Source organism: Paraburkholderia bryophila (genome assembly GCF_003269035.1).
In the GTDB taxonomy this organism is placed as follows: domain Bacteria; phylum Pseudomonadota; class Gammaproteobacteria; order Burkholderiales; family Burkholderiaceae; genus Paraburkholderia; species Paraburkholderia bryophila.
Map to the genome: position 1 here is coordinate 13,141 of NZ_QLTK01000047.1, position 26,267 is coordinate 39,407.

General features: G+C 62.5%; 23 protein-coding genes, 1 pseudogene and 1 riboswitch. Of the genes and pseudogenes, 15 read left to right on the top strand and 9 right to left on the bottom strand.

Annotated features, from left to right (window positions below; genetic code table 11):
* Positions 1 to 107: 107 nt before the first annotated feature.
* A complete protein-coding gene (locus tag BX591_RS34375) occupies positions 108 to 587 on the top strand; it encodes an SRPBCC family protein (protein WP_111935756.1) in 480 nt (159 codons plus the stop codon).
* Between the two features lie 45 nt (positions 588 to 632).
* A complete protein-coding gene (locus BX591_RS34380) occupies positions 633 to 2,492 on the top strand; it encodes a M3 family metallopeptidase (RefSeq protein ID WP_111935757.1) in 1,860 nt (619 codons plus the stop codon).
* A 132-nt stretch (positions 2,493 to 2,624) separates the two neighbouring features.
* Here BX591_RS34380 and BX591_RS34385 read toward each other — a convergent pair whose 3' ends face one another.
* Together BX591_RS34385 and BX591_RS34390 are read right to left on the bottom strand one after the other, a co-directional pair.
* Positions 2,625 to 3,845, bottom strand: coding sequence for a lytic transglycosylase domain-containing protein (locus tag BX591_RS34385; RefSeq protein ID WP_111935758.1), 1,221 nt, complete (start codon positions 3,843 to 3,845; stop codon positions 2,625 to 2,627).
* A 66-nt stretch (positions 3,846 to 3,911) separates the two neighbouring features.
* Positions 3,912 to 5,294 (bottom strand): hypothetical protein, encoded by a 1,383-nt coding sequence (locus BX591_RS34390; RefSeq protein ID WP_111935759.1) that lies wholly within the window; start codon positions 5,292 to 5,294, stop codon positions 3,912 to 3,914.
* Positions 5,295 to 5,572: 278 nt separating this feature from the next.
* On the opposite strand from BX591_RS34390, the gene BX591_RS34395 reads away from it, so the two are divergent.
* Positions 5,573 to 6,442 (top strand): DUF817 domain-containing protein, encoded by an 870-nt coding sequence (locus BX591_RS34395; protein WP_111935760.1) that lies wholly within the window; start codon positions 5,573 to 5,575, stop codon positions 6,440 to 6,442.
* Between the two features lie 62 nt (positions 6,443 to 6,504).
* Here the strand turns inward: BX591_RS34395 and BX591_RS34400 are convergent, their stop codons facing one another.
* Complete coding sequence (locus tag BX591_RS34400) at positions 6,505 to 6,858, bottom strand: hypothetical protein (protein WP_111935761.1); 354 nt, start codon at positions 6,856 to 6,858, stop codon at positions 6,505 to 6,507.
* Positions 6,859 to 6,902: 44 nt separating this feature from the next.
* Positions 6,903 to 7,012, bottom strand: a riboswitch (SAM-I-IV-variant riboswitch).
* Positions 7,013 to 7,062: 50 nt separating this feature from the next.
* Entirely contained in the window at positions 7,063 to 7,524 is a 462-nt protein-coding gene (locus BX591_RS34405) for a hypothetical protein (protein WP_244218703.1), read from the bottom strand.
* Between the two features lie 82 nt (positions 7,525 to 7,606).
* Between BX591_RS34405 and BX591_RS34410 the strand changes: the two genes are divergently transcribed.
* Positions 7,607 to 8,236: a TetR/AcrR family transcriptional regulator gene (locus BX591_RS34410; RefSeq protein ID WP_111935762.1), complete on the top strand. Its 630-nt coding sequence runs from the start codon at positions 7,607 to 7,609 to the stop codon at positions 8,234 to 8,236.
* On the opposite strand, the gene pdxR is transcribed toward BX591_RS34410, so the two are convergent.
* On the bottom strand, positions 8,226 to 9,725 hold the full coding sequence (pdxR, locus tag BX591_RS34415) for a MocR-like pyridoxine biosynthesis transcription factor PdxR (protein WP_111935763.1): 1,500 nt from the start codon (positions 9,723 to 9,725) through the stop codon (positions 8,226 to 8,228). The two genes, BX591_RS34410 and pdxR, sit on opposite strands and share 11 nt — an antisense overlap.
* Positions 9,726 to 9,837: 112 nt before the next feature.
* Between pdxR and BX591_RS34420 the strand changes: the two genes are divergently transcribed.
* The 4 genes from BX591_RS34420 to BX591_RS34435 all read left to right on the top strand — a co-directional run bounded on the left by BX591_RS34420 (position 9,838) and on the right by BX591_RS34435 (position 13,400).
* Complete coding sequence (locus tag BX591_RS34420) at positions 9,838 to 10,476, top strand: FMN-binding negative transcriptional regulator (RefSeq protein ID WP_111935764.1); 639 nt, start codon at positions 9,838 to 9,840, stop codon at positions 10,474 to 10,476.
* Between the two features lie 156 nt (positions 10,477 to 10,632).
* Positions 10,633 to 11,424, top strand: coding sequence for a PhzF family phenazine biosynthesis protein (locus BX591_RS34425; RefSeq protein WP_111935765.1), 792 nt, complete (start codon positions 10,633 to 10,635; stop codon positions 11,422 to 11,424).
* A gap of 203 nt (positions 11,425 to 11,627) precedes the next feature.
* Positions 11,628 to 12,401 (top strand): SDR family oxidoreductase, encoded by a 774-nt coding sequence (locus BX591_RS34430; RefSeq protein WP_111935766.1) that lies wholly within the window; start codon positions 11,628 to 11,630, stop codon positions 12,399 to 12,401.
* Between the two features lie 87 nt (positions 12,402 to 12,488).
* Entirely contained in the window at positions 12,489 to 13,400 is a 912-nt protein-coding gene (locus BX591_RS34435; RefSeq protein ID WP_111935767.1) for a LysR family transcriptional regulator, read from the top strand.
* Positions 13,401 to 13,479: 79 nt separating this feature from the next.
* On the opposite strand, the gene BX591_RS34440 is transcribed toward BX591_RS34435, so the two are convergent.
* Positions 13,480 to 13,752, bottom strand: a complete 273-nt coding sequence (locus BX591_RS34440; RefSeq protein ID WP_111935768.1) for a hypothetical protein — start codon at positions 13,750 to 13,752, stop codon at positions 13,480 to 13,482.
* Positions 13,753 to 13,986: 234 nt separating this feature from the next.
* Here BX591_RS34440 and BX591_RS37205 point away from each other — a divergent pair, with 234 nt between their 5' ends.
* Positions 13,987 to 15,453: a methyl-accepting chemotaxis protein gene (locus BX591_RS37205; RefSeq protein ID WP_276330795.1), complete on the top strand. Its 1,467-nt coding sequence runs from the start codon at positions 13,987 to 13,989 to the stop codon at positions 15,451 to 15,453.
* On the opposite strand, the gene BX591_RS34450 is transcribed toward BX591_RS37205, so the two are convergent.
* The gene (locus BX591_RS34450) at positions 15,448 to 15,954 is read right to left on the bottom strand and encodes a dihydrofolate reductase (RefSeq protein WP_111935770.1); all 507 of its coding nucleotides are present in this window, start codon (positions 15,952 to 15,954) and stop codon (positions 15,448 to 15,450) included. The genes BX591_RS37205 and BX591_RS34450 overlap by 6 nt on opposite strands.
* 16 nt (positions 15,955 to 15,970) lie before the next feature.
* On the bottom strand, positions 15,971 to 16,612 hold the full coding sequence (locus tag BX591_RS34455) for an MAPEG family protein (RefSeq protein WP_167444677.1): 642 nt from the start codon (positions 16,610 to 16,612) through the stop codon (positions 15,971 to 15,973).
* A gap of 132 nt (positions 16,613 to 16,744) precedes the next feature.
* Here BX591_RS34455 and BX591_RS34460 point away from each other — a divergent pair, with 132 nt between their 5' ends.
* From BX591_RS34460 to BX591_RS34480, 6 genes and pseudogenes are all read left to right on the top strand, one after another.
* Positions 16,745 to 16,972, top strand: a complete 228-nt coding sequence (locus BX591_RS34460; RefSeq protein WP_111935772.1) for a hypothetical protein — start codon at positions 16,745 to 16,747, stop codon at positions 16,970 to 16,972.
* 138 nt (positions 16,973 to 17,110) lie between these two features.
* A complete protein-coding gene (locus BX591_RS34465; protein ID WP_111935773.1) occupies positions 17,111 to 17,905 on the top strand; it encodes a substrate-binding periplasmic protein in 795 nt (264 codons plus the stop codon).
* Complete coding sequence (locus BX591_RS34470; RefSeq protein ID WP_111935774.1) at positions 17,902 to 21,009, top strand: bifunctional diguanylate cyclase/phosphodiesterase; 3,108 nt, start codon at positions 17,902 to 17,904, stop codon at positions 21,007 to 21,009. Before BX591_RS34465 ends, BX591_RS34470 begins: the two co-directional genes overlap by 4 nt.
* Before the next feature lie 225 nt (positions 21,010 to 21,234).
* Positions 21,235 to 23,895 carry a DNA-binding protein gene (locus BX591_RS34475; RefSeq protein WP_111935775.1) on the top strand — a complete coding sequence of 887 codons (2,661 nt, stop codon included), beginning with the start codon at positions 21,235 to 21,237 and terminating at the stop codon, positions 23,893 to 23,895.
* Between the two features lie 11 nt (positions 23,896 to 23,906).
* A pseudogene (locus BX591_RS37425) lies at positions 23,907 to 24,257 on the top strand (tetratricopeptide repeat protein); the annotation flags it as partial.
* Positions 24,243 to 25,529, top strand: a complete 1,287-nt coding sequence (locus BX591_RS34480) for a tetratricopeptide repeat protein (RefSeq protein WP_476739457.1) — start codon at positions 24,243 to 24,245, stop codon at positions 25,527 to 25,529. The pseudogene BX591_RS37425 and the gene BX591_RS34480, both read left to right, overlap by 15 nt.
* Before the next feature lie 50 nt (positions 25,530 to 25,579).
* Here BX591_RS34480 and copM read toward each other — a convergent pair whose 3' ends face one another.
* Positions 25,580 to 25,987 (bottom strand): CopM family metallochaperone, encoded by a 408-nt coding sequence (gene copM / locus BX591_RS34485; RefSeq protein ID WP_111935777.1) that lies wholly within the window; start codon positions 25,985 to 25,987, stop codon positions 25,580 to 25,582.
* Positions 25,988 to 26,267 lie beyond the last annotated feature (280 nt).

Consider the following 26,267-nt stretch of genomic DNA (forward strand, 5'->3'; position numbering starts at 1 on the left):
TGTCGCCGCCCGTGACGGATCTTCCGGTTTTTCTGCGAGACGTGTACCGTTGGCGTGAATGAATTCACCGGGTTGATCTCGTCTAACGCCATTACCACATAAATAAAATGACATTGACGTTCGAACAGAAGTCGACGCTGCCGCTAAGCGCGCGCGACGTGTGGCACCGCGTGACGACCCCGGAAGGTATCAATGACGAATTGTTCCCCTGGCTGCGCATGACCACGCCATCCGGATTGCGTGGCAAGACGATCGATCAGGTACCGCGCGGTCAATACCTTGGCCGAAGCTGGCTTCTCGCATTCGGTTGGCTCCCGGTGGATTTCGACGACCTGACGCTGGCCGAGGTGGTGGTCGGACCCGAGTACAGATTCAAGGAAACGTCGCGCATGCTGGGCATCCGCACATGGGTACACGAACGGACTGTGCGCGACGCAAGTGAAGGGTGCGAGGTGCATGACCGATTGACCTTCGAATTGCGTTGGCCCGGCGCAAAAATACCGCTGTGGCAGCGTGGCACGCTGGGCGTCGTCAAATTTCTGTTCCGGCATCGCCATGCGCGGCTGGTTCGTTGGGCCGCGAAATAACGCGTGCGGTCTCCTCTTTCAGACGTTCTAACCACGACCTCTCACATGCAAAGCGCTCGCGCGTTCTTCGACGAACTCAACAAGCACTATCTGCTACTGCTGCGCACCGAAGGCGAACTCCACTGGGCCACTCACACCGGTCAAAGCGACGAGCACGAGGCACTGGGCGCGGCGTCGCTGAGCCGCAAGATGTTCTCCGCCGACGCGGAGCGTCTCGCTCAGTGTCGCGAGTATCTGACGATGCTGAATACCGCCGACTCCTCGCCTGAACGCGATGCGCTCGTCAGCGGTTTGCGTGGCTGGGTCGCTCTGTTCGAGGCCAATGCGATCGGCACCGATCGCGCCGCCGAGTTGCTGTCCGGACTGGTCGAACGGGACGTCGATCTATACGCGCGGCGCCAGGCGTACACCATGAGCCATATCGGTGCCACAGGCCATCGCGAGAACGCTTCACCGGCGGCGCTCAGGAGCAATCTCGCCTCCAACCCGGACGAGTCCGCGCGTCAAAGTTCTCACGAAGCGCTGCATGGACTCGAACGCTGGGTGGTGGAGAGCGGCTTTGTCGAGATTGTCGGCAAGCGCAACGAATTGGCACGAGAACTGGGCTACCGCAATTTCTTCGACTATCGCTTGCAGACCAACAGCGGCATGACGCCCGAGCAGTTGTTCGAGATTTTCGACGGCTTCGAAGCAAGTACTCGCGAGGCGCATCGACAATCGTTGCAACGGCTGGTGACGGAACACGGCGAGCAGGCATTGCTTCCGCGCAATCTGACGTACTTGATGCAGGGCGGTGCGTCACAGCGGCATGAAGTCTACTTTCCATTTGGGAAAGCACTGGAACGTTGGGCCGAATCGTTTCGCCGCATGGGGGTGTCGTATCGCGGTGCCAGGTTAGAGATAGATCTGCTGGACCGGCCAGGCAAATTCCCCACCGGCTTTTGCATTGCCCCCACGCCGGGCTATCGCGACGATACCGACGGCTGGACGCCGGCCGACGTTCGCTTCACCTCGACGGCGCGACCGCAACAGGCGGGCGCCGGTGTGCAGGGTCTCAACGTGCTGTTCCACGAGGCCGGCCATGCCGCGCATTACGCCAACGTCACGCGGAATTCGCCGTGTTTTTCGCAGGAATTCGCACCGAGCTCGCCGGCTTTGCTCGAAGCGCAGGCCAAGTTCTTCGACGCATTGCCCGCCGATCCCTGCTGGATGAGACGCTACGCGATGGATGCAGCAGGCAAGCCGATGCCGGAAGAAGCGATTCGCGCGCGCGTCGACACCCGCCAGGCCTTTCTGGCCTACATGGAACGGCGCGATCTGGTTCCAACCTATTTCGAATGGGCGCTGTACGACATGGACGACGCGCAACGCACGCCGGACTCGGTGCTTGAACTGGCCCGTTCGGTGACGAAGCGCATTCTCGGCGTTGCGGGGCATACCAACTACGTGCTCGCCACACCTCATCCGATCTATCACGACATCGCCGTTTATTACCACGGCTATCTGCTGGCAAAGATGGCCGCAGCGCAAACACGCGATTATCTGATCCGCTCGCTCGGCTATATCGTCGACAACCCGGCGGTCGGGCCGCTGCTCGCCGAACATTATTGGGCGCCCGGCAATAGCGCAACGCTCGATCAGACGCTAGTCGCGTTGACGGGAGAGACCTTGAACGCGAGCTATCTCGCCGCGGAATGCAATCGTAGCGCCGACGACGCGTGGCAACAGGCGCAAGAAGTCTTCAGGCGAAGTGAGCAAGCCACGCCGATTACGCAACCGGGCGATCTCGATGCGTCGATCTCGATCGTTCACGGCGCGCAACGCGTAGCGAGCAATGACGAATCGCTAGCCGCGCTGTTAGCGGAGTTCGAAGCGTGGGCTGCGCGGTTGGGGAGTGCGGCTTAGTTTTGATGAGGCTTTCGAATCTGGAAAGCCTTGTCGCGAGGAGTAATACGTTGTGGCGGCAAACGGGTTAGCGTAGCCGCGACCGTGGCACGTCGGCCTCTCCGCTGACAACCACACGCTCACAGCGCGCAATCATTTGGCATTGATATACCAAAGCGCGTCAGTCGAGGGCGCGGGCTTGGCTTTCGGTGCCGGCACGGAAGGAGGTGGCGCGCTCCGCGGTTCCGTCGCTGCTTGTAACGGAGCTGCCTGCGCCGCGCTCGCTTGAGGCTGCGGCTTGCTCGTCGTCGGACTGCTGACGTACCAGAGCGCGTCCGTCGAGGCTGTGCGAGCCGTTTTCTGATCGCGACTCGTCGGCGTGGCGAGCGGGCTCGATGTCGTTGTCGACGCAACTGCCGGCGCCGCATCGCGACTCGCAGCACTGGCCGGCGGCTGCGCCGCCGTGCCAGGCGTCCGTGACGCACGCGCCTCGAACGTTCCGCTCTGGAAAATCAGCGTCTGCTCCGGGCGCGCGATAACGGCATACGGGAACTGCAGATCCCAGCGCAACAGCACGCGCCCGTTCGGCGTCTCCGCGAAAATGGCCGGAATGTGCTTCATGTCGACGAACTGGACGAACACCTTCGAACCATCGTCGAAGACCTGCATGGGTTTTGCCTGATCCGCGCCGGTGACGGTCCAGCCGAAGTTGTACGCCGCCGAGGCCGCGATCGTGGAACTCGCACCGTTTACGCCGGTTGCGCCATTCGCAGCGGCAGCCGGGCCGGCCGTGCCGGCCGGTGCGGCGGCGCGAGGGCGGCCGCTCTGCACGGGCGTGATCTCGAGGCTCGTGAACGGGCTGTAAGTCTGCGGCGGCGTAAAGGAAGGCGGGAGAATAGGCATGGATGAATCCGGCGAAGCGGAGATGGATTGAACCGCATCATAGACCTTGCGCGCATAGCTCAGGCGCTTATCGGGCGAGGCTGCGTTGTAGGCACCGACAGCGTTCCAGTTCGGCCCGAACTGACGAATGTTCTCCGACAGAATCCACGCGCCGACATAGGCATTGGTGCAAGGATCGAACAGGCTCTGTTCGCTAATGCCCTCGCGCGCCAGTACCGGCAGCCATGAACTGTTGATTTGCATCAGGCCGATGTCGGTCGTGCCATTGCTGTTGGTATTGACGCGATTCGGCTGCATGCCCGATTCGACCTGGGCGATACCGCGCATCAGGCTCACGTTGACGTGTTGAAAAGCCGCGGCGTCGTCGATGCAATCGGCCAGCGCTGTGCCATGCATAAAGCATAGTGCGGCGATACATGCCGCGGTCGGGAACAGCGCATGGGCGATCGGTTCGTGCTTCTGGAGCTGCATGATGAATTGGAATTGATTTTGCAGGCCGCTCGTAGCTGACTGCGGCGTTGGCCAGGAGGCGCCATCTTACCTTTTGCGACCGGCGCGGCTTGCTCGCAGCGTGTCGAACGCAGTGAAAATACGCTCGATATACGGGTTCTTGTGCGTGAGCGGCCCGCCGTTGCGCTCGTAATGCGTGAGCATGGTCGCGTTCGCCTCGAAGACAAACACGCGGCCATCCGGCAGCAAAGTGAAATCGACGCCGCCGTAGTCGAGGTCGAGTCGTTGGCCAATCGCCGCGACGGCGTCCCATGCACGGTCGCCGAGCGCGGCGCGCGCGTTGTCGAGAAAGCGTCGTTCCTCGTCGAGTTTCCACGCGTGCCGTTCCATATCGGCCGAAAAATAGTGGACCATCCAGTCCGGTGAAATCGCCAGGTGATAGGGAAACGGCACACGGTCGACGAATATTGCCCGGTATTTACGGTAGTGGCCGTCGGTCGACCGATAGTCGGTGAAGCCGGTCAGATAGTGCGGACCGGCCAGTGCGTCGGGGCGAGCTTCGAGCGCGGCGAGCGAGTCGCAGCGCAGCACGCCTGCGCCGCCATGCGTGGCGGCCGGACGGACCAGCAGCGGAAACGCCAGGGCGCCTTCGCTAAGGCGTCGTTCGAGTTCGTCGCGCGACGCGGGTGGCGTGTCGTGCCGCACGCAGGGCGCCACGGCAATATCGTCGAGACCGGCCAGCAACGCGCCGAGCCGATGACGAAATGTCTTCGCGACGCTCGCCGGCGGATTGAGCAGCGGACGCTCGCAGTGTGCCGCGAAGCGTTCGAGCCGCGCCGCAAGCGGGGCCGCGACGTCGGCGTCGCCGATCGCATTGAAAACGAGGTCGTACGGCGGAAGCTGCGCGTCTTCTTCTTCGCGTGCGTGGTCGATTGCGTATTTGATCCGGCAGCACACAGTGGTGGGAAATAACGCGTCGAACGGAATGTTGCCGATACCGCTGCCCACGCAAAGGATCAATACGTTCAGCGCGGGCGAACCCACGCGTTCGACGAAGACGCGCTGCAAGGCATACGCGCGCTCGCGGCATGCGTGCGCTTCGGCGAGTTCGCCGGCGTTCGCGTGGATCGCGGCGAGGTTCAGATACGCGATCGCAACGTTCGGGTCCAGCGCCAGCACCAGCCGGTACCACTGCGCGGCGCGCTCGTCGTCGCCTTTCATCATGTAACCCGTCGCGACGTCGCAAAGGGTCGCGGTCGTCGCGTCCGGCTGATGGGTCGCGTAGGCGTCGAGCGTTTGCGCCGCGATCAGGTGCGCGAGGGCGCCGAGCTCATCGCCGTCCGCACGCAGCGCGTCGGCCATCGTGCGATGCAGGGCCGCGTCGCGTGGCGTGGCGGCGAGGGCGCTTTCGAGCGTGGTTCGCGGGGTGAGGTGTGCGTTGTCTGCCTGGTGATTCGGGGCTGTGGGCATGCCGTGTATTCCTTTCACGCGTTATCGCGCGTTCGCTGAATCCGTCGCTCTTCGCATGGACTCTGCGACGGTCGCGTGAGTGTAGCGGGAACGGCCGGGGCGACGCAGCAGTTTCCGGCGCCTGGCCGTAGGTCGGTATGCGCAATGAGAAAAGCTGTGCCGGATAGCATGGCTGCACGGCTACACTGCTGCCACGCACCGCGATCACACTCACCACGAGGCGATCCGTGTCATACGCTTCGACACCCGCTCGAACTGAACAAAAAAGATCCGAACCCATGCAACTGGACACCGATGCCTATCGAGGCAGCCCTCGTCTCGAGGCCCTTATCGCAAGACTTCTGCGCGTACCCGATGGGCCTGGACACTTGCCGTCGGCGCTGCACACGTTCTTCGTTTTCGGCATCAAGCAGGCGTGGGTATGCCTGTTCGGCGGCCTCATGGTCGCGTTACTGGTCGGAACGCATCTCTGGTACCCGGCTCATGCGGTGATTCCCCGATACGACGTGTTGACGCTTTCCGCCGTGGTGATTCAGATCCTGCTGGTCTGGCTGCGCCTGGAGGAATGGGACGAGGTCAAAGTGATCTTGCTGTTTCACGTTGCGGGCACCGGCATGGAACTGTTCAAGACCGCGGTCGGCTCATGGGTCTATCCCGAGGCTTCGTATTTGCACATTGGCGGGGTGCCGTTGTTCAGCGGGTTCATGTATGCGTCGGTCGGTAGCTACATCACACGCGCTTGCCGCGAGTTCGATCTGCGTTTCACCGCGCATCCGTCGCTGAAGGTGACGCTGGCTTTGTCGGCGGCAATCTACGTGAACTTCTTTCTGCACCATTACTGGTTCGATTGCCGATACCTGTTGATGCTCGGCGTGGCATTCGCCTTTCGCCGCTGTCAGGTCTACTTTCGCATCGGCTCGGTTTATCACCGCATGCCCTTGTTACTGGGCTTTTTCCTGATTGCCGTGTTTATCTGGCTCGCTGAGAACCTCGGCACGCTTAGCCATGCGTGGCTCTACCCCAGCCAGATGCAAGGCTGGTCGATGGTGTCTGTCGGCAAGCTGGGGGCGTGGTTCATGCTGACGATCATGAGTTACGTGCTTGTCACGCTGGTCAATCGCCCGCGCGCGCCCGAGCCGTCGGCCTGAGCGGACCGGAACGTCCGCTCGGCGTTGCAGAAGCCGGAAGCGGCCGCGCGCGAGCGACTCGCTTACGACATGAAGGAGGTCGGTTCAGCGCCTGCTTCGCACCGCACGAAACGATGTTCAAGGCGAACGCGCAACACGTCTTCAAGCGTCAGCAGATGTTCGCGCAATACTCTTGCCTGTTGCTCGCTGATGTCGTCGAGCGTGATTTTCTGTTCGAGGATTTTGCCGCGTTTGACCACGGCCCAGTGATTGACGGGCGCGTGCCTGCTCTTGAGATGCGCGGCGGCCTGAGCGACTACGTCGAGATTGACGTCGGAGACGAGATGGAGAGTGTGGGTCAATCGAAAACCGGGCAGACAGTGCGACCAGTTGTCTTCCGATTTCAATGCGGGTGACGAGGAGAGATCCCGTTTCATAGCGACTCCGGATGAAGATTGAATTCGAACCGGTGCAAGCTATGCCGCTCCCGCTTCGTTGCCGACTATCGGCCGCATCGCCTTGAGGCAACCACCTTGCCCGGGGAGGCAGGTTGGCGTTTGTACCGTTTGGTACCAACTCTGGATGCAGGGCTAAGTCTAGCAGATTGTCCGGGAACTGTGAAAGGGACCACCCCGTGGACATCAACGCACTCGCTTATCGCGTTGCACTTTGCCGAAATGGAGTGCCATGTAAGTCCCAATCGCAAGCGCGCCCGCGAGGCCGGCTAACGCGTCCGTGCCGATCTCCGTCAGGTTCGTATGACGAGCCGCGATCAGCGCGCCGACCGCGAGGTTGGCAAATCCCCAAACGACATTGACGACAGGCGAGGAATCGCCGACGCCTCGGGGCTTGGCGAACGGCGTAGGAAACGGCAGGCCCTGCAATCCGGAAGCCAGGTGGGGGATGCAATTGCACAGAAGCGCGCCGGCGAAAAACGACCAAACCTGCTGCATGCGGTCACCTTGAAGGTAGGGAGAAATGAATCGGCTTGACTCATTGATCTGAAATTTCGCGAGGACATCCTCGCAAAATATAGTAGAGGACACCCTCTCATATGTCAAACGGTAAGATGGCGCGTCAAATAATCTCGTAGATAGGTTCACGATTCACGGCAGTTTCCTGAAAACCACATCGTGCTAATATGCGAGGAATTCCTATCAAATCCTCACATATCGGTCCATCAGCATGATCTCGCCCAAGCCTGCCGCAGACACCGCGCGCGCTTCAGAACCGAAACGGGAAAGGGGCCGTCTGCGCGTCGCCGCGATCCTCGAAGCCGGGGTCGCCGTGTTCACCGAAAAAGGGTATGACGCCGCCACGATGACCGAGATCGCGGCCCGTTCCGCGACCGCGATCGGCTCGCTCTATCGATTCTTTCCCTCCAAGGAGTCGCTCGCCGACGCGCTGCTGCTGCGTTATGCGCGGCACGTTCAGGATGGACTGGCCGACATGGCGCGCCAGGTTCCCGACATGACGCTGGAGGGCGTGGCCGACGCATTCGTCGACTTCATGCTGGTGCTTCAGTCGCAACGCAGCTTTGCGGTGGCACTCGTGGATGCGCGCGGCGGCAGCGCCGACGAACGTACGCGGTTTCGCCTCGCGATGCGTGGCGGAATCGCGGATATCCTGAGCAAGGCGATACCCGGTCTGAGCGCGGCCAGGGCGAAAGTGATGGCGGTCGTTCTGCTCCATATGCTCAAGAGCGTGGTGATTACCGCCAACGAAGAACCGGCCATGCGGGCCCTGCTTCTTGCTGAAATTCGTGAACTCGTGCGGACGTATCTCGCGTCCGCTGCGGGGAAAATTATCGAATAGCGCAGGGCGTGTCGCGCGCCACCGTGGCGATACTTTCCGCGAGATGTCCGGTGGCGATTTCAATTTCTTCATTACTGAAGCCGCCCAGGCCCAGAATCAAACCCATGGGGCCGTTGCCGCCCGCATACATGGGCGACACCGCCCGCACGGCAACGCCGGCTTCGGCGGCTAGCAAAGCGACCCGTTGGTCGTCGACGCCGCCACCGAGCCACAGCACCATATGCATGCCCTGATCGGACGGCTGTAGCCACGCAACCTCGCGGGGCAACACACGCTCGATCGTCTCGATGATTCGAGCGCGGCGGTCCGCATACACGCCGCGAATGCGCCGGATATGCCGGTCCAGGTGACCCTCCGCGATGAATGCCGCGAGTACGTGCTGATCCGCATTGGGCGGATGGCGATCCATCAGCACGCGTGCGCCGTAGAACGCCTCGACCAGGTTCTTCGGCACCACGGCGTAACCCAGCCGCAACGACGGAAACAGGATCTTGCTGAACGTGCCGAGGTAAATCACCCGATCCGGGTCGAGCCCCTGGAGCGACGGAAACGGATGCCCTGCGTAACGCAACTCGCTGTCGTAGTCGTCCTCGACGATCCACGCGTGATTCGCGCGGGCCCAGGCCAGCAACGCGCTGCGCCTGGCCATGCTCATCGGCATGCCGAGCGGGTATTGATGCGACGACGTGACGAACGCCGCGCGTGCGTGCGGGTCGAGTGCGATACCGGCGTCGACGTTCATGCCTTCGGCGTCGACAGGCACGCGGATCATGCGCTCGGGACGGCCGATGCTTTCAAGAATCGCGGTAATTCCGCGGTACGCGGGGTCTTCTACCCACGCCGAGTCGTCGGCGTCCAGCAGCACCTGGCAAGACAGGTAAAGGCCTTGTTGCGTGCCGCTCGTGATGATCACCTCGTCGGCGTCGCAGCGGACCGAGCGCGATTTCCTCACGTAATCGGCGATTGCCTCGCGCAGCACGCGTGCTCCTTTCGGATCGCCATAACCTGCGGGCGCACCGGGTCCGCGAGCCCGCAGACGGTTGCCGAGCCTGCGCCAGATATCGTCGGGCGCGGCGGGGCCGACCGGCACTGAAACCGCGAAGGGCGCCGCCGGCACCACCGAAAATTGGCGCGCTACCTGGGTGAACAGGCGGGCACGCTCTGTCAAAGGCGCGGGCTCGACGAGGCTCGGACGTTCGCCGGTACTGGCGACGGGCGCGAGCGCTTGCGCCACACGCGTGCCGGCTCTCGATTGCGATGTCAGAAACCCCTCGGCGAGCAACTGATCGAACGCTTCGATCACGGTGCCGCGCGCGATGTGCAACGACATGGCGAGCGCGCGCGTGGACGGCAGCAGTTCGCCGGGCTTGAGGTCGCCCCGATTGACGGCGTGACGCAGCGCCTGCGCGAGTTGACGCCCGAGATGGCCGGCGTTTCGATCCAGCGTGCCGATCGATGGAATTTCCGCGGTTTTAGGCTTTCTGGCCATGGGTTGGTTTCTGGTCCAAGGAAAATGCACGAAACTGGCTCTACCAATCAATCCAGCTTACCGCGAAAATTTCCCGAACGACGCAAAACCTTTCGCCCCGCACGGAGCCTTTATGTACATCCCCAGTCAATTCAACGAGCCGCGCGCCGAGGTGCTGCACGCACTGATCGCGGCGCACCCGTTCGGCACGCTGTTTTCGCATGGCAAGAGCGGCATGGACGCGAATCACCTGCCGTTCGAACTGGATGCCGGCGAAAAAGCCCATGGCGTGCTCAAAGCGCACGTGGCGCGCGCGAATCCACTCTGGCAGGAGTTAAACAATGGCGACGAGGTGCTCGTGGTGTTTCGCGCGGGCGATGCCTATATTTCGCCTTCGTGGTATCCGAGCAAGCACGAGTTTCACAAGCAGGTGCCGACATGGAATTACCGGGTGGTGCATGCGCACGGCCGTATCACGATTCACGACGATGAGCGCTACGTGCGCGGACTGGTCGCGCGATTGACGCGCGTTCATGAGGCGTCGCAGCCGAGCCCGTGGAAAATGACGGATAGCGCCAGCGACTATATCGATGCAATGTTGCGAGCGATTGTCGGCATCGAGATCGAGATTACGCAACTGATCGGCAAGATCAAGCTGGGCCAAAACAAAGACGCGCGGGATATTCATGGCGCGGGTGCGGCGCTCAACGCACAGGGCGAGCATGCGATCGGCGATGCCATGCTGGCCTGTGCCGCGACCAAGGCACAGTGAGAGGGCGGCTGGCGCCGTGAAACCGCATTTGGCTTCGCATCCCAGGCGCGCCGCTTACCCCATCTCTAGCCTTTCAACGCAGCCGGACGATTGGACCATTGGGTCGGCATGAACTGAAGGATGATTTCCACTCTAAACCCAGCACACGTGAAAACAATGAAACTGCATCGCATGCTTTGCTTTGGTCGTCATGAAGGAACCGGTAACGCGGCTATCGTGGTCGAGCAGTCGGCTTTGGCCGAGACCGAGCGCCTTGCGTTTGCCCAGCGGCAAAACGCGGCGGCAACGGTGTTCGTGGAAACGAATGCCGCCGGTGAGACGCAACTGGACTATTTCTATCCGCACATGCGCAGCCCACTCTGCCTGCATGCAACGCTTGCCGCCAGTGCAGTGTTCTTCGAGCGCAATCCTGATGCCCAGCGCACCCGGTTCGTCACGAGCATGCGCGGGCAGGTGCTCGACATTACGCGTTTCGACCAGAGCATTTTTGTCGAAGCGAGTCCGCAGCGTTGTCCGCCGCTAAGTGTCGAGGTCGCTGACACGGCAAGCCTGCTGCGGACCGATCCCGCTAATCTGATCGGCTTGCCGAGGCTCGCGTCGGTGGGCAGTGCCAAGCTGCTGGTGGAAGTGGCCGATCGAACCGTGCTCGACGCCTTGCAGCCCGATCTCCCGGCAATCGCCGGTTGGGGACGGGAGCAGGGCGTGTCGGGCTTATACGTGTATTGCCGCCTCGATGACGAGACCTACGCTGGGCGTAATTTCAATCATCTCGAACCCCACGCGGAAGATCCGGCAACCGGGGTAGCGGCCGGTGCGCTGGCGACTTTGCTCGAGCGAAACATCACGTTGTTACAGGGCGACGCGCGCGGCCAGCCCTGTACGTTGCAGGCTCGCTATTGGAACGGTGCCGTGCAAGTGGGTGGTCGAGCGGTGCGAAGCGAGATGTGATGCACGCTGCGCCGTGCACCGCTTTGATCAGAACAAAAGGCCGTCCATGATCGGCGCCCACGCCCGCCGGGTTCTCCAGACCGAGCCGCCAATCCCCGTCATTGGTCCGATTCTCTGGATGATCTATCCAGGAAACGCGGCCTGATCTATTGGCGGCAGGCGATTAGACTCGAATTCCCTACCAATCACAGATGGAGAACCCCATGGCTGACCATTCAATCAAAGGGAAGGTCGTTCTGATCGCCGGCGGCGCGAAAAATCTCGGCGGACTGATCGCGCGGGATCTGGCCCGGCAGGGCGCCGCCGCGGTGGCGATTCACTACAACAGCGCCTCGAGTAAAGCAGCGGCCGATGAAACTGTCGCCGCTATCGAAGCCGCCGGTGCGCGCGCTGCCGCATTTCAGGCCGATCTGACCCGCGCGAGCGCCGTCGAAAAGCTGTTCGCCGACACGATTGCGGCGGTGGGCAAACCCGACATTGCGATCAATACCGTCGGCAAAGTACTCAAGAAGCCTTTCGTGGAAATCACCGAGGCCGAATACGACGAGATGAGCGCCGTCAATGCGAAATCTGCGTTCTTCTTTCTGAAAGAGGCCGGCAAGAACGTCAACGATCATGGCAAGGTGGTCACGCTCGTTACGTCATTGCTCGGCGCGTACACGCCGTTCTATGCCGCGTACGAAGGCACCAAGGCGCCGGTGGAGCATTTCACGCGGGCGGCGTCGAAGGAGTTCGGCCAGCGCGGCATTTCGGTCAATGCAGTTGGGCCGGGACCGATGGATACGCCGTTCTTCTATCCCGCCGAAGGCGAAGAGGCGGTGGCGTATCACAAGACCGCCGCGGCGTTGTCGTCGTTCTCCAAAACCGGTCTCACCGATATAGAAGACGTGATTCCGTTTATTCGTCACCTAGTGAGCGACGGTTGGTGGATCACCGGTCAAACGATTCTGATCAACGGTGGCTACACCACGAAGTAAGCCACGACATGCGGACGCCGTGGCTGTCGAGCAGGCCAGTCGCGGCGGCCCGCTGTGCCGTTGAACGAAGCCTTGAAGGACGCACCGATGGATAAACTCGACCAACTGCGCATCTTCGTCCAGGTCGCTGAGATGGGGAGTTTCATCAAGGCCGCCAACGCGTTGGATCTGCCGCGCGCGTCGGTGTCGGCGGCGGTTCAGGAACTCGAGTCGAGCCTGGCGACGCGGCTGCTTCATCGCACCACGCGGCGCGTGCAACTCACGGCCGACGGCAATCAACTGCTCGATCGCGTGCGGCCGTTGCTCGGCGATGTGGAAGATATCTACGCGTTGTTCCAGACACGCCAGAAAGAAGTGTCCGGGCGTTTGAGTGTCGACGTCCCCAGCCGGATCGCCCGTCGTTTGATCGCGCCTGCGCTGCCGGGTTTCCTGCGGCGCTATCCGCGCTTGCACCTGGGACTGGGATCGACCGATCGCGCAATCGACCTCGTTCGCGAAGGCGTGGATTGCGTCGTGCGGGCGGGGCAGCTTCACGACAGCAGTCTCGTGGTGCATCCGTTGGGCCATTTCGCGGTGATCAACTGCGCAAGCCCCGACTATCTCCGCGCCAAAGGCACACCGCGTCTGCCGGACGAACTCGCGCAAGGGCACGAGATGGTGGGTTATGCGTCGCCGACCAACGCGCGGGAACAGCCGTGGGAATTCGTCGTGGAAGGCGAACTCCGCAGCGTTGCCGTGGCTTCGCAAGTCGTCGTCAACAATGCCGAAAGTTATATCGCTTGCTGTCTCGCGGGCGTTGGGCTGATGCAGATTCCGCGCTTCGATGTGCAGCACTTGCTGGACCGCGGCGAACTGGTTGAAGTGATGCCCGATTTTCGCGCGGCGGCCATGCCCGTTTCGTTGTTGTATCCGCACCGGCGTCAGCGGTCGCGGCGGCTGAATGCGTTTATCGAATGGTTCGAAGCGTTGATTCGGCCGCAGCTTGAAGTGCATGAATAGCGCGCCTGGAAGCAGGGCGTGCATTGTCTCGCCGCCTTAATAGAAGGTTTCAACGAAGCATGTGCAACATGTTCAAAGCTCAACTCATGCGGTAAAAGAAAACCAGCATACCGATAGCGATAACGCCCCAGACTGCAGTCTCTGCAATCAGTGCGAATCTGCTTTTGCCGATTCTTCGCTTGCGCCATGAATCCACCGCTTCGGATAACATGCCGACCAGCAAAAATACGATCAGATTGACGGCTACTTGATAGCCAGTCAGTTTGCCGACCTCGTGATATTGAATCGCCAGAGCGGCCAGCAGCGAGGGAATAGCAAACATCAAACTACGTTTAAAAAACACGGCGGTCATTGAGTGTTCCATTTTTATTATTAAACAAAGAAATTGTAAGGCTTTATATCCGACGGTCAACAAGCCCCGGCAAGCGATTCTTTCAATTTGAAATCGCCGTCGGGGAATTGTCGGGTACGGCATAAATTATGCATAACAGCTCAAGTTTTCTCCGGAATATGCCGAAAGCATGAATTAGGTATTCTGACTTTGCGGATTATTCCTATGACGATTAAGTTGAAGCTTCGGCTGCTCATGTTAGTCACGTTTCTCGCCATCGGTTGCGGCACCGTGGTGACGTCGATCGGATTCAATTCGGTCAGCAACGCGCAGGCTGCTTCGCATCGGCTGGAGAAGCAGGCGCGCGGTCTCGCGGAGATCAAGGGAAGCGCACTGTCGACTATCGAACTCGATCCGTCCACCGACGACACCAAAAAGGTCTTTGCGGATGCCGAACGAAACGTGAGCAAGTGGTCGAGCGTCATCCTGCCGCTATTCGAATCGCCCGAGCAACAGGATCGATTCAGCAAGGTGATCGCGGCGTGGACCTCGTACGACCGCAAGTCGCGACAACTGATCGATCTGGCCGCTCACGATTCCAAGGCAGCGAACGACCAGGTGACCGCGCTCTATCACTCCGATTTCCAGCCGCTGCAGGTGTCGATCGAACAGATCATCGAAGAAGCGAACCAGCAGGCCGAACAACGCGATGCGGCGGCCATCGGCACCAGCACGAATGCGGAGCGCACGGTGGTCACCGTGATGGTGCTCGTGCTGGCGCTGGTGGTCGGCTGGATCATGGTGCTGTCGCGTTCGATTCAGCGCGCGCTGCTCGGCATCCAGAGCACGCTGCAGCAGGCGAGCGAATCGCTCGATATGACGCTGCGCGCGCCGGTTCACGGCAAGGATGAAATCGGCCAGACCGCAACCGCATTCAACCAGTTGATGGACCGTATCAAAGGCGTCATGACCGAGGTGCGGGAATCGGTCGCGTCGGTCAGCACCGCGTCGAAGGAAATTGCTTCCGGCAATACCGATCTCTCATCGCGCACGGAACAGCAGGCCGCCTCGTTGCAGGAAACCGCGGCGAGTATGGAAGAGTTGACCGGCACGGTGAGGGCAAACGCGGAGAATGCGCGTCAGGCGAGCGGTCTGGCGGCGAATGCTTCCGACATCGCGGGGCACGGCAGTCAGGTCGTCACGAATGTGGTCGGCACGATGAGCGAGATCAGCGAGAGCTCGTCGAAGATTGCGGACATCATCGGGATCATCGACGGTATTGCGTTTCAGACCAATATTCTCGCGTTGAACGCGGCGGTCGAAGCGGCGCGCGCCGGCGAACAGGGCAGGGGCTTCGCGGTCGTGGCCGGTGAAGTGAGAACGCTGGCGCAACGTTCGGCATCCGCCGCGAAGGAGATCAAAGAACTGATCAACGCGTCCACGACGCATGTGAGCGTGGGCACGGAACTGGTGGGGCAGGCTGGCGCAACCATGCGCGACATCATCGCTGCGGTGACGCGTGTGACGGACATCATGGGCGAGATTGCCGCGGCTTCCGATGAACAGAGCAAGGGCATCGACCAGGTCGGCCAGGCTGTGACGCAGATGGACGAGGTGACGCAGCAGAACGCGGCGCTCGTGGAGCAGGCGGCCGCCGCGGCGCAATCGCTGGACGATCAGGCAGCCAAGCTGCACGCGGCCGTGACGGTCTTCAGGTTATAGCGCGATTGAGGCGATACGCTGGTAGGTCAGCAACGTATACGGCGTGGGTCCGTCCACACGGGCGGTCTCGATGCAATCGAAGTCCGCCGCCGGAAGTTCTGGAAATAGCGTGTCGCCCGGCGGCATCAGATCGATTTCGGTGAGATGGATCGTGTCCGCGTACGGCAAGAACAGGCGGTAGATCTTCTCGCCGCCTGCGATAAAAACTTGGTCTCGCCTGTCGTTCGCGATGTACTCGGCGGCTTCCTGAAACGAACGGCAGGTTGTCACGTTTTCCATGGCGACGACGGGTTGTGTGCCGATAACCAGTACTTCCCGATTGGGAAGCGGCCGGCCGATCGATTCGTACGTACGCCGACCCATCACGACGAGATGTCCTTCCGTGAGTTGGCGGAAGCGGCGTTGCTCGCCGGGTACTTTCCACGGAATATCGTTCGCGGCGCCGATGACGCGGTTGGTGGCCATGGCGGCCACCATCGAAATTCGCTTGCCGTTCAACATGATTGTCTCGCTCGAATCAACCTTCTTTCACCGGCCGCGTCTCCCAGAACAACACCGCCTCGATCGCGACAAACGCAGCGAGCGGCACGACGCCCCCAATCGTCCCCGCGATCTCCTGCCCGAACCGGCTCACCACGTATAGCAGCACGATCATACTGATCGCCATGCCCGGCGCGCCGAGCCCGCGCAGTGCGGCGCTGCGATGATAGCCGAGCCAGAATGCGGCTCGCGCGACGATCCAGAGCACGGTCGTCGCCACGACCGCGCGCATGGACGAGCCGTCGGGAGAGTAGGCGGCCAAGCCGAACAACGCCGCGGCGAACACGACGATCTGCTCCAGCGTGTTCTGCAGGTACCGCTGATTGACACGCAACCGGCGCGTTTCGAATCCCGCCAGCGGATCGAACGCGGGTGAGGTCAATCGCTCGTGCGCAACGGCTTCGATGCCCGTCACGAGGCAGAACAGCACGGCGGCGCAGCAGCATTTGAGCGTAAGCAGCATGCGCGCGCCGAGGCTGTCCATGCCGGGCAGTGGCGACATGAAAAAGTCGATGCCGAGCCAGAGCCCTGACGCAAACAGCGAGGCGACCGCGATGCCGGCTATGCCGACGGCGCGCTGCCGTCGAAAGTCGGGCGCGGGATGGGCAGGGGCGCTCATGGGTGTTCCTCCTGGCGATGGTTGCGGCGGCATCGGCATCGGCATTGGAGCAGGCCGTGCCCGCGCGGGGGTCTGTTGCGACGTAGTGTAATGCGCGGCAAACCGAACGCCCCGATCCGCGAGGATCATGACATGGACGCCGTCTCTGCCCACGGCAATGCCCGCGCCCAGATCCGGGCGCACGATGCGCTTGCCGGATTTGCGCGGATTCTCTGCCTGCTGCGCCACATTCTGGCCAGTTTGCTGGCGCTCATCTTCATGCTGTCGATCGCCATGTACGACCTGGACGAGCAATCCGCCGGCATGGAAGTTAGCCGCTATGTACGGCGCCGCTCCCGCCTTTGCAAAATTCCGACGTAATTAATACAAACCCGCCACAATAGCTGCCAAAATACGACCGCCGCTCAAGAACGGCAGCGCGTTGCCGATACAGCGTGAAGCGTGTCCTCGGATCGAACGCGTTATTTAAGCCACCTTCCTTCGCACGATGGAGCCACTGTGATTCGACACGGCCTTGGTGGCCTGCTGCTGGCGCTGAGTTGTTTGAGTAGCGCTTTCGCCGCGGGTCCCGACTGTTCGCGTACCTTTACGCTCGCGTTACACGATCATGGCCTGCTCTATTCCGTGGACACGGACAGCGGGATCGACAAGGATTTCGCCGACGAGCTACAGCGGCGCAGCGGCTGTCAGATCCGTGTCAGCCTCATGTCGCGGGCCAGAATCTGGAAGCTGATCGAATCCGGCGGCCTCGATTTCAGCCTGTCGGGCATTGCCAACGAAGAGCGCAATCAGTACGCCGACTTCGCCTGGTACTTCAGCAACAAATACTATTTGCTGGTGCGCAAAGACGCCGGCATCCAGCGTCCGGCCGATTTCGAAAACAACCGTCAATTCCAGCTCGGCGTGATTCGCAGCTTCCGCTATAGCCAATCGGCGAACCGGCTGGTCGACGCGCTGGCCGCCCAAAACCGCGTCAGCCAGGCGGGCGGGCTGGATCCGTTGTATCAGGCGCTGATCCTCCGGCGCATTCAAGGCATGATCATCGAGCCTTTCGATTACCCTGCAATCGACGAAAAGAAAATCCGCGACGTGACCACCATCGTGGAATTCGACGACCCCGCCGTGCCTCACGGCCTGATCATGTCGAAGCGGGCATTGTCGCCGGCGGAGCGGGTAAAGTGGCGCGCGCTGGTCGATGAAATGCGCGCGGACGGCACCGTGCGGCGCCTGTTCGAGAAGTATTTCAAACCCGACCTCGCCGATGCGATGGTCGATTTCCCGACGCCGCCGTGAGTTGGGCGCGGATCGCCATCCTGCCGCTGCTGGTCCTGTCGGCCGCGCTCAGTGTGACGTGGGTACTGTGGGACCACGAGCGGCAAGCAGCGCGTCATGAACTGCTCACGCAGTTCGACTTTTCGCTGGGCGACGCCGTCAGCCGCATCGAACAGCGCATGGGCACGTACGAGCTGCTGCTGCGCGGCGTGCAGAGCCTGTTCGCCGCTGGCGGCGAGATGGACCGCGAACGCTTTCGCGACTACGTCGACACGCTCAATCTCGACGCCAACTTCTCCGGTATTCAGGCCATCGGTCTGGTGGCATGGGTGCCGGCGGCGCAAAAGAACGACCATATCGGCGCCATGCGCCGGCAAGGCCTGCGCGGCTACGGCATCGTCCCCGAAGGCGCGCGCGACGCATACGCGCCCGTCATTCAACGCTCGCCGTCGGTCGGCCTGAATCGCGTGGAGCCCGGCTTCGACGCCTGGGCCGACCCGGTCCGCCGGCGCGCCATGGAACAGGCGCGCGACTCCGGCATGGCGACCGTGTCCGGCAAGGTCAGCCTGGCGGTCGACAGCGAGACCAACGCGCGCCCCGGTTTCATCATGTATCTGCCGGTCTACGCGCGCGGGCAGCCACAGGACAGCGTCGCCCAGCGGCGGGCGCACCTGGTCGGCTGGGTCTACTCGTCGTTCCGGATGCACGACGTGATCGCCAGTCTGTACGGCGAGCAGCCGCCCGGTCTGTCGATCGCGATTTACGACGGCGTCGAACCCTCGTCCGCGGCATTGCTGCATAGAACGCCTGGGTCGGCCGGGCATCTGCCGACCGATATATCGGCCAATGAATACCTGGTGGTCGGCGGACACGACTGGACGCTGACGATGAGCGCTCAGGACGACTTCAAAGCCCGTTTCGGCCGCAACGCGGCGCTGCAGATCGCGGCCACCGGCACGGGCCTGAGCCTGCTGCTGGCGCTGCTCACCTGGCTCATGATGACCGGCCATGGCCGCGCGCTGCGGCTCGCTTCGTCGATGACCCGGGAACTGCGCGAGAGCGAGGCGAAGTTTCGCGCGATCGCCGATTGCACGGTGAACTGGGAAGTCTGGTGGGGACCGGACAGCAAGCCGCGCTGGATCAATTCGTCCGTCGAGGAGTACATCGGCTACACCGTCGGCGAATGCATGGCGATGCCCGACTTTGCCGGCACCGTGATTCATCCGGCGGATCTTGCGCGTGTCATACCTGAAATTCAGAAGGGCCTGCGGGGCATTCGCGGCGACGATCTCGAATTTCGTTGTGTCCGCAAGGACGGCGCGCTGATCTGGTTGTCCGTCTCGTGGGTGCCGATCAGCGACTCCCGAGGCAATGGCATCGGTTTTCGCACCAGCGGCCGGGACATCACCGAACGCAAACAGGCCGAGGCCGAACTGCGCATCGCGGCGGTGGCGTTCGACTCCATGGAACCGATGATGATCACCGACTTCGGCGCAAAAATCCTGCGCGTGAATTCGGCCTTCACCGAGTGCACCGGCTATACGGCCGAGGAAATCGTCGGCAAAACGCCGCAGGTCCTCCGCTCGGACCGTCACGACGTCGCGTTCTTCCGCACGATGTGGGAAACGATTCATCGGGCTGGCGGTTGGCAGGGAGAAATCTGGGACCGTCGCAAGAACGGCGAGGTGTACCCCAAATGGCTCACGATTTCCGCCGTGATGGGCGAGAACGGCATGGTCAGCCACTATGTCTGCACGCACCACGACATTACCGAACGCAAGATCGCGGAAGAGCGCATCAAGGAGCTCGCGTTCTTCGACGCGCTGACCCGCTTGCCCAACCGTACCCTGTTGCTGGAGCGCCTGAAGCAGGCGATGACGGCGAGCGCCCGCAGCGACGCGTGCGGCGCCTTGCTGTTCATCGATCTGGATCACTTCAAGACGCTGAACGATACGCTCGGCCATGACAAAGGCGACCTGCTGCTGCAGCAGGTGGCGCAACGCCTTGCGGTGAGCGTTCGCGAGACCGACACCGTGGCGCGGGTGGGGGGCGACGAATTCGTGGTGGTGTTGGGTAATCTGCACGAAGAACGGCAGCAGGCCGCCAAACAGACCGAAGCGCTCGGCGAGACGATTCTTGCCGTGCTGGGCAGTCCGTATCAGCTTGGCGAGATCGAATACCGCAGCACCGCGAGCATCGGTGCGACCGTGTTCATCGGCCATCAGGCGTCGATCGACGAACTGCTGAAACAGGCCGACCTGGCCATGTACAAATCCAAGGAACGCGGCCGCAATGCCGTGCGGCTGTTCGATCCCGAGATGCAGACCGTCGTGATGGAGCGGGCCGCGCTGGACGCGGGGCTGCGCACGGCGATCGAAGAGAACCAGTTCCTGCTGTATTACGAGGCGCAGATCGACGCCGACCGGATTACCGGCGTCGAAGCGCTGGTGCGCTGGCAGCATCCGCAGCGCGGCATCGTGATGCCGGCGGATTTCATTCCGGTGGCGGAAGAAACCGGGCTGATCCTCGCGTTGGGCAGTTGGGTGCTGGAGGCGGCCTGCGCGCAACTGGCGGCCTGGGCGACGCAAGCGGACCTGGCGCATCTCACGATCGCGGTCAATGTCAGCGCCCAGCAGTTCCGCGAACCGGACTTCGTGGACAAGGTCGTGGCGATCATCGGTCGAACCGGCGCAAGGCCCCACCGCCTGAAGCTGGAACTGACCGAAAGCGTGCTGGTCGACAACGTGCAGGACATTATTCAGAAGATGGCGGCGCTCAAAGCGAGAGGAGTCGTCTTTTCTCTCGACGATTTCGGCATCGGCTATTCGTCGCTTTCGTACCTGAAGCGCTTGCCGTTGGACCAGTTGAAGATCGACCGTTCGTTCGTGCGGGACGTGCTGGTCGACCCCAACGACGCCGTGATCGCGCGAACCATCGTGGCGCTCGCCCACAGCCTCGGCCTGGGCGTGATCGCCGAGGGCGTCGAGACCGAGGCACAGCGGGACTTCCTGGCGGCGGCCGGTTGCCACGCGTATCAGGGCTACTATTTTTGCCGCCCGCTACCTGTCGAGGGTTTCGAGGCGCTATTGAAGCAGCGCGAAGCGCGTCCCTGCGTGGCCGAATAAACCTGATACCTGTCATTGAACACGGCTAGCCGGATTCGCGGATGAATGTAAAGCTCGCGATACGGACGTTAGTCGAGGCCGGCCCCGGTGCCTGACGGCATGGGTTCTGACACCGGTCCACGCCGTGCTGGCTGTCATTTTCCTTTCGTCGAGAATGTGGCGGGACGTAGTAACGTATGGGAGACTTTAGCTCTTCCGCCCGGCCACATTGATTTTGAGGCATTTATGTCCAGGGACGTAGACACAATCACCGATGAGCGGGTCGCCGCGATCGCCGATCGCATGGTTGACGAAGACAAACGCGTCTCGCCCGTCGCCATCTGGAAAGAACTCGAAGGCGGTTCGCTGGTTGCAATCGTCGAGGCTTTGCAGCGCTGGCGCGAAGCGCGCCTGCCCAGCACGCCGGACTCGCAGGTCCAAAGCGGTTTGCCGACCGGCGTGGCCGAAACGATCATGAGCGCCGCGGACCGCATCTGGACCGCTTCGCAGGACGAGGCGGAGAAAGCGTTCAACCAGCGCCTCAGCGCGCTCAGCCAGCACCTCGACGCCGCGCTCTCCGAACGCGACGAGGCGTTCGCCGAGTATCAGAAAACCATCGAAGAAGTCGAGGCGGGGCGCGAGCGGCTTGCCGCGCAAACGCGTGCGCTGGCGGCGTCGGAAGACACGGCCTTGAGCCTCGGCGCGGAGCTGGTGGCGGCAAGCCGCCGCGCCGAAGCGGGCGAGGCGCGCATTGCGGAACTGGAGCAGAGTGCGCTGGCGGACCACGCCAGGCTCGAAGCCGCCCATGCGACGCTCGAAACGGAGCGTCGGGGGCGTGAGGAACTGGTGGCGTCCAGTGCGGGCAAGGACGACGAAATAGCGCGGCTCACGCAAGAACGCGATCACGCGCAGCAGCAGGTTGCGACGTTGACCGAGGCATGTCAGGCGAAAGCGGAAGAGGCGGACCGATGGTCGCAGGACGCGGTCGCGGCGACCTCGCGCGCGCAAGCCGCCGAGGCGCGCATCGAAGAACTGGAGCAGCAAGCATCGGTTGAAAACGCCGCGCTGGAAGCGACCAGAGCGACGCTGGACGGAGAGCGTCAGGCGCGTGAGGCGTTGATCGTGGTCGTGGCGGGCAAAGACGCCGAGATCGCGGGGGTCACGCAGGAACGCGACCATGCGCTGCAGCAGGTCGCTACGTTGGACGAAGCGTGTCAGGCCAAGTCGCAGGAGGCGAGCCGATGGTCGCAAAACGCGGCGGCCGCCACCTCGCGAGCGCAAGCCGCCGAGACACGCATCGAGGAACTGGAACTGCGCGTGTCGGCGGAAAGCGCTGCGCTGGAAACTACCCGGGCAACACTCGAAGAAGAACGTCAGGCGCGGGAAGCGCTGATCGCGGTGGTGGCCGGCAAGGACGCCGAGATAGCGCGCGTCACGCAGGACCGCGATCACGCGCAGCAGCAGATCGCTACGTTAAACGAGGCAATTCGGGCGAAGTCGGAAGAAGCGGACAGGTGGTCGCTGGATGCCACCGCGGCGACGACGCGCGCACAGACCGCAGAGGCGCGCATCGAGGAACTGGAGCAGCAAGCGTCGGTGGAAAGCGCCACGCTCGCGGCCACGAATGCCATGCTCGAAGAAGAGCGCCAGGCTCGCGCAGCGTTGATCATGGTGGTGGCCGGCAAAGACGCCGAGATAGCACGCGTCACGCAAGACCGCGATCACGCGCAGCAGCAGGTCGCGACGTTGAACGACGCCTGTCAGGCGAAGTCGGACGAGGCGCAACGGTGGTCGCAGGACGCGGCTGCGGCCACCTCGCGCGCGCAAACCGCCGAGGCGCGAATTCAGGAATTGGAGCAGCAAGCGCGTGTGGAAATGGCGACGCTCGAGGCCACCAGGGTCTCGCTTGAAGAACAACGCCAGGCGTATGACGTATTGAGCGAACTGGTCGCGAGCAAAGACGCTGAGATAGCCCGCGTCACGCACGAACGCGACCACGCGCAGCAGCAGGCCGCCACCTTGAGCGACGCCGCTCAGGCGAAGTCGGAAGAGGCGGCGCGAGCCGCGCAGGACACGGCGACGGCCACGTCGCGCGCGCAAGCCGCCGAGGCGCGCATCGAGGAACTGGAGCAGCGCCTGTCGACGGAAAGCGCGGCGCTCGCCGCCACCCAGGCCACGCTTGAAGAGGCACGCCAGGCGCACGAAGTCCTGACCGGGCGTGTTGCTGGCAAAGAGGCCGAGATAGCGCGGCTCACGCAGGAACACGATCACGCGCGGCAACAACTCGCCGCGCTGGAAGAAAGCCGTCAGGCGCAGTCGGCGGAACTCGACGCGAGCCGCGAACAGGTCGGCACGCTGACCGCCGCGGCGGCTGCCGCGGGCGCCGAGTTGACGCGACTATCGCAGGAAGCGACGGCGGCGAAGGAACGCGCGGACGCCGCCGAACAGCACGCAGCCGAACTGCAGCAGCGCATCGCGGAACGGCCGCACGCCGCCGCCAAACACAATCGACGCCACCCGCAGCCGGACGCCAAAGAGGACGAGACCGACAGCGCCGAGGAAATCGCTGCGCTGCAGCGTCAATTGGCAGCCCAAGCCAAGGCGCACACCAAGGCTTTCGACGAGCTTCACGCGAATGCCGAGCAATGGGTGACGCATGCTAAAGATCTCAAGCAACGCCTCGGTCTCGCGACCGAGCGGATCATTTTCATCGACGCGCGCAGCACCGGAGAGGTCGTGCTGGTGCGACGGCTCTCGTCGGAGCTGGAGCGGCTCAAGCCGGATCACGAGTTGATCTCGCGCGACACGCAGCAAAAACTGATCGGCGCGACGATGGCCCAGCAACTGGCGCAGAAGGGCTATCGCTATGACGCGGCCACGGCGGTCATGTCGAAGATCGAACGCTGATCGATCGGCTTATGTGTCCGTCTTCCCTTAGCGAACCTTCCGGTTCCGCTCAAGACGAGCCGACAGCGCAGCCGGATCCGTCGGCGAGATTCGCCGACGCGCTCGACAAGGTGAAGCCGCTGCTCGACTTGCAGCCGCCGTTGCCCGCCGACCAGTTAGCCGAGGCGTTGCAACTCGCGGCCGTCAGTTCGCTTGGCTTGGGCCGTCTGGCCGACGCCGAATCCTACTGGCGCCGCGCCATCGCAACGAATCCCCGTTTCGCGGACGCTTACCTGAACCTCGCCACCTTGCTGAAGGGACTCGGCCGCGTTGCCGACGTGGAAGCGCTGTTGCGGCAATTGCTCGACGTGTGTCCGGATCTCGCCGAGGTTCACAACCAGCTCGGCTCACTGCTTCAGGACCAGGCGCGCATGGCCGAAGCGGAAGCGGCATACCGGCAGGCGTCGCGCCTGCTGCCCGATCGTCTCGAGTTTCATTACAACCTCGGCACCGTGCTGAGACCGCTAGGCCGCTGGAGCGAAGCGGCCGACGCCTATCGGCGTGCCATCGCGCTGCGTGCCGATTTCGTCATGGGGCACAGCAACCTCGGCAACATCCTGAAGGAACTGGGCCGTCTGCCGGAAGCGGAAGCGGCCTACCGGCAGGCGCTTGCTGTTCGCGACGACTATCACATGGCGAGGTTCGCGCTGGCCACGCTGCTGCTGGGCATGGGGCGTTTCGACGAAGGCTGGCGGTTGTACGACGCGCGTCACGCGGACCCCGGGTCGATGCAGCATAAGACGCAGAAGGTCGTCGGGCGGCCGCGTTGGCAAGGCGAACCGCTGGCGGGGAAAAAACTGCTGGTCTGGCAGGAAGGCGGGCTCGGCGATGCGATTCATTTTGGCCGCTATCTGACGCTGCTGAAGGCGCAAGGCGCGGCTGAAGTCGCGTTTGTTTGCGCCGCGTCGCTGCATCGACTGTTCGCCACGGTGGAAGGCGTCGACGTGGTGTTGACGCACGAGGCCGGGTGGGCTGCGGCCTCACGTTACGACTACTGGACGAGTCCGTTGAGTGCGCCGCTTTATCTGCGGACAACGACAGAAACGATTCCGGCGCCCGTTCGACTGAAGCTGGACCCGTTGCTCCTCGACGCCTGGCGCGAGCGGCTCGCGGTGCTTCCTGCGGGCCGCAGAATCGGACTCGTCTGGAAAGGCAATGCGCTACACCAGAACGACGCGAACCGCTCGATATCGTCCCTTGCGTCGCTCGCGCCGCTCTGGCGTCTGCCCGACGTGAGCTTCGTGAGTCTGCAAAAAGGCGACGGCGAGGACGAGGCGCAAGCGCCGCCCGCCGGACAGCCGCTGCTGCATCTCGGCTCCGCCACGCAGGACATGGCCGATAGCGCCGCGATCGTCGCGCAACTCGATCTGGTGATCTGCGTGGACACGGCGATCGCGCATCTCGCCGCGTCGGTCGGTACGCGCTGCTGGGTGATGCTGCCGGAGCAGGCCGTCGACTGGCGCTGGATGCTCGAACGCGACGATTCGCCGTGGTATCCGCAGACCATGCGGCTGTTTCGTCAGCCTTTGGGGGGACGCTGGCCCGCGGTGATCGAACGGGTACGCCAGGCGTGTGCCGAGGTGTTCGAGGCGTAACGCCAAGGACGGCCAGGAAGCTGTCGCCAGGCGGTTCGTCGCCGGGTCTTTTACTTCACGCCGTGTTTCGCCTGCCAGCGTTGCATGAACGCGATTTCCTCATGCTGAGCCCTGATGATGTTGCGCGCCAGCCGCTTCAACTCCGGATCCTTGCCGTATTGCAATTCCACTTGCGCCATTTCGACCGCGCCCTGATGGTGCGGAATCATATGCGCGACGAAATCCTTGTCGGCGTCGCCGGTGTAGGCGGGCGCGCTCATGCCTTGCATCATCTTGTCGTCGGCGGCCTTGAACGCTTGCGTCGAATCGCTCGCGCCGGCGTTCGTCGAAGCCGGCATCTTCATGCCGGGCATACCGGGCATGGTGCCGCTTTGCTGCGCGTGAACCGGCGCGGCCGCGACGGCGAACGCCAGGCTGCTGAACAGACAGAAGATGCGAAAGGCGCGAAGGTTTTTCATGGTGGATGTCCGTTAGGAAAAGGGTGTTCTGGTCGATGCTTTTATCGGCAGCGGTTCATTTCATTCAGGCTCTCGCCAACGGATGAAAACCCGCTGCCTCGATGACCTCGATGATTCGCTGCGACGATTGCGTCGACATGACCTTGACGATTTTAACGTTGACGTTGACGTCCAGCGTCGCTGCTGGGTCGAGCTTGTGTGAAAACGCGCTGATCGCCTAAACTGGATTAACTCATTCAGCATGGGTGACCGGATGAAGCGATTCATAGAAGGTGAAGAT

Coding starts and splice junctions, on each gene's coding strand:
- BX591_RS34450 (WP_111935770.1), bottom strand. CDS start 15,954: ATGTTGAACGGCAAGCGAATTTCGATGGTGGCCGCCATGGCCACCAAC.
- BX591_RS34400 (WP_111935761.1), bottom strand. CDS start 6,858: ATGAAACGGGATCTCTCCTCGTCACCCGCATTGAAATCGGAAGACAAC.
- BX591_RS34475 (WP_111935775.1), top strand. CDS start 21,235: ATGTCCAGGGACGTAGACACAATCACCGATGAGCGGGTCGCCGCGATC.
- BX591_RS34395 (WP_111935760.1), top strand. CDS start 5,573: ATGCAACTGGACACCGATGCCTATCGAGGCAGCCCTCGTCTCGAGGCC.
- BX591_RS34430 (WP_111935766.1), top strand. CDS start 11,628: ATGGCTGACCATTCAATCAAAGGGAAGGTCGTTCTGATCGCCGGCGGC.
- copM (WP_111935777.1), bottom strand. CDS start 25,987: ATGAAAAACCTTCGCGCCTTTCGCATCTTCTGTCTGTTCAGCAGCCTG.
- BX591_RS34410 (WP_111935762.1), top strand. CDS start 7,607: ATGATCTCGCCCAAGCCTGCCGCAGACACCGCGCGCGCTTCAGAACCG.
- BX591_RS34375 (WP_111935756.1), top strand. CDS start 108: ATGACATTGACGTTCGAACAGAAGTCGACGCTGCCGCTAAGCGCGCGC.
- BX591_RS34385 (WP_111935758.1), bottom strand. CDS start 3,845: ATGCAGCTCCAGAAGCACGAACCGATCGCCCATGCGCTGTTCCCGACC.
- pdxR (WP_111935763.1), bottom strand. CDS start 9,725: ATGGCCAGAAAGCCTAAAACCGCGGAAATTCCATCGATCGGCACGCTG.
- BX591_RS34390 (WP_111935759.1), bottom strand. CDS start 5,294: ATGCCCACAGCCCCGAATCACCAGGCAGACAACGCACACCTCACCCCG.
- BX591_RS34455 (WP_167444677.1), bottom strand. CDS start 16,612: ATGAGCGCCCCTGCCCATCCCGCGCCCGACTTTCGACGGCAGCGCGCC.
- BX591_RS34380 (WP_111935757.1), top strand. CDS start 633: ATGCAAAGCGCTCGCGCGTTCTTCGACGAACTCAACAAGCACTATCTG.
- BX591_RS34460 (WP_111935772.1), top strand. CDS start 16,745: ATGGACGCCGTCTCTGCCCACGGCAATGCCCGCGCCCAGATCCGGGCG.
- BX591_RS34435 (WP_111935767.1), top strand. CDS start 12,489: ATGGATAAACTCGACCAACTGCGCATCTTCGTCCAGGTCGCTGAGATG.
- BX591_RS34425 (WP_111935765.1), top strand. CDS start 10,633: ATGAAACTGCATCGCATGCTTTGCTTTGGTCGTCATGAAGGAACCGGT.
- BX591_RS37205 (WP_276330795.1), top strand. CDS start 13,987: ATGTTAGTCACGTTTCTCGCCATCGGTTGCGGCACCGTGGTGACGTCG.
- BX591_RS34420 (WP_111935764.1), top strand. CDS start 9,838: ATGTACATCCCCAGTCAATTCAACGAGCCGCGCGCCGAGGTGCTGCAC.
- BX591_RS34440 (WP_111935768.1), bottom strand. CDS start 13,752: ATGACCGCCGTGTTTTTTAAACGTAGTTTGATGTTTGCTATTCCCTCG.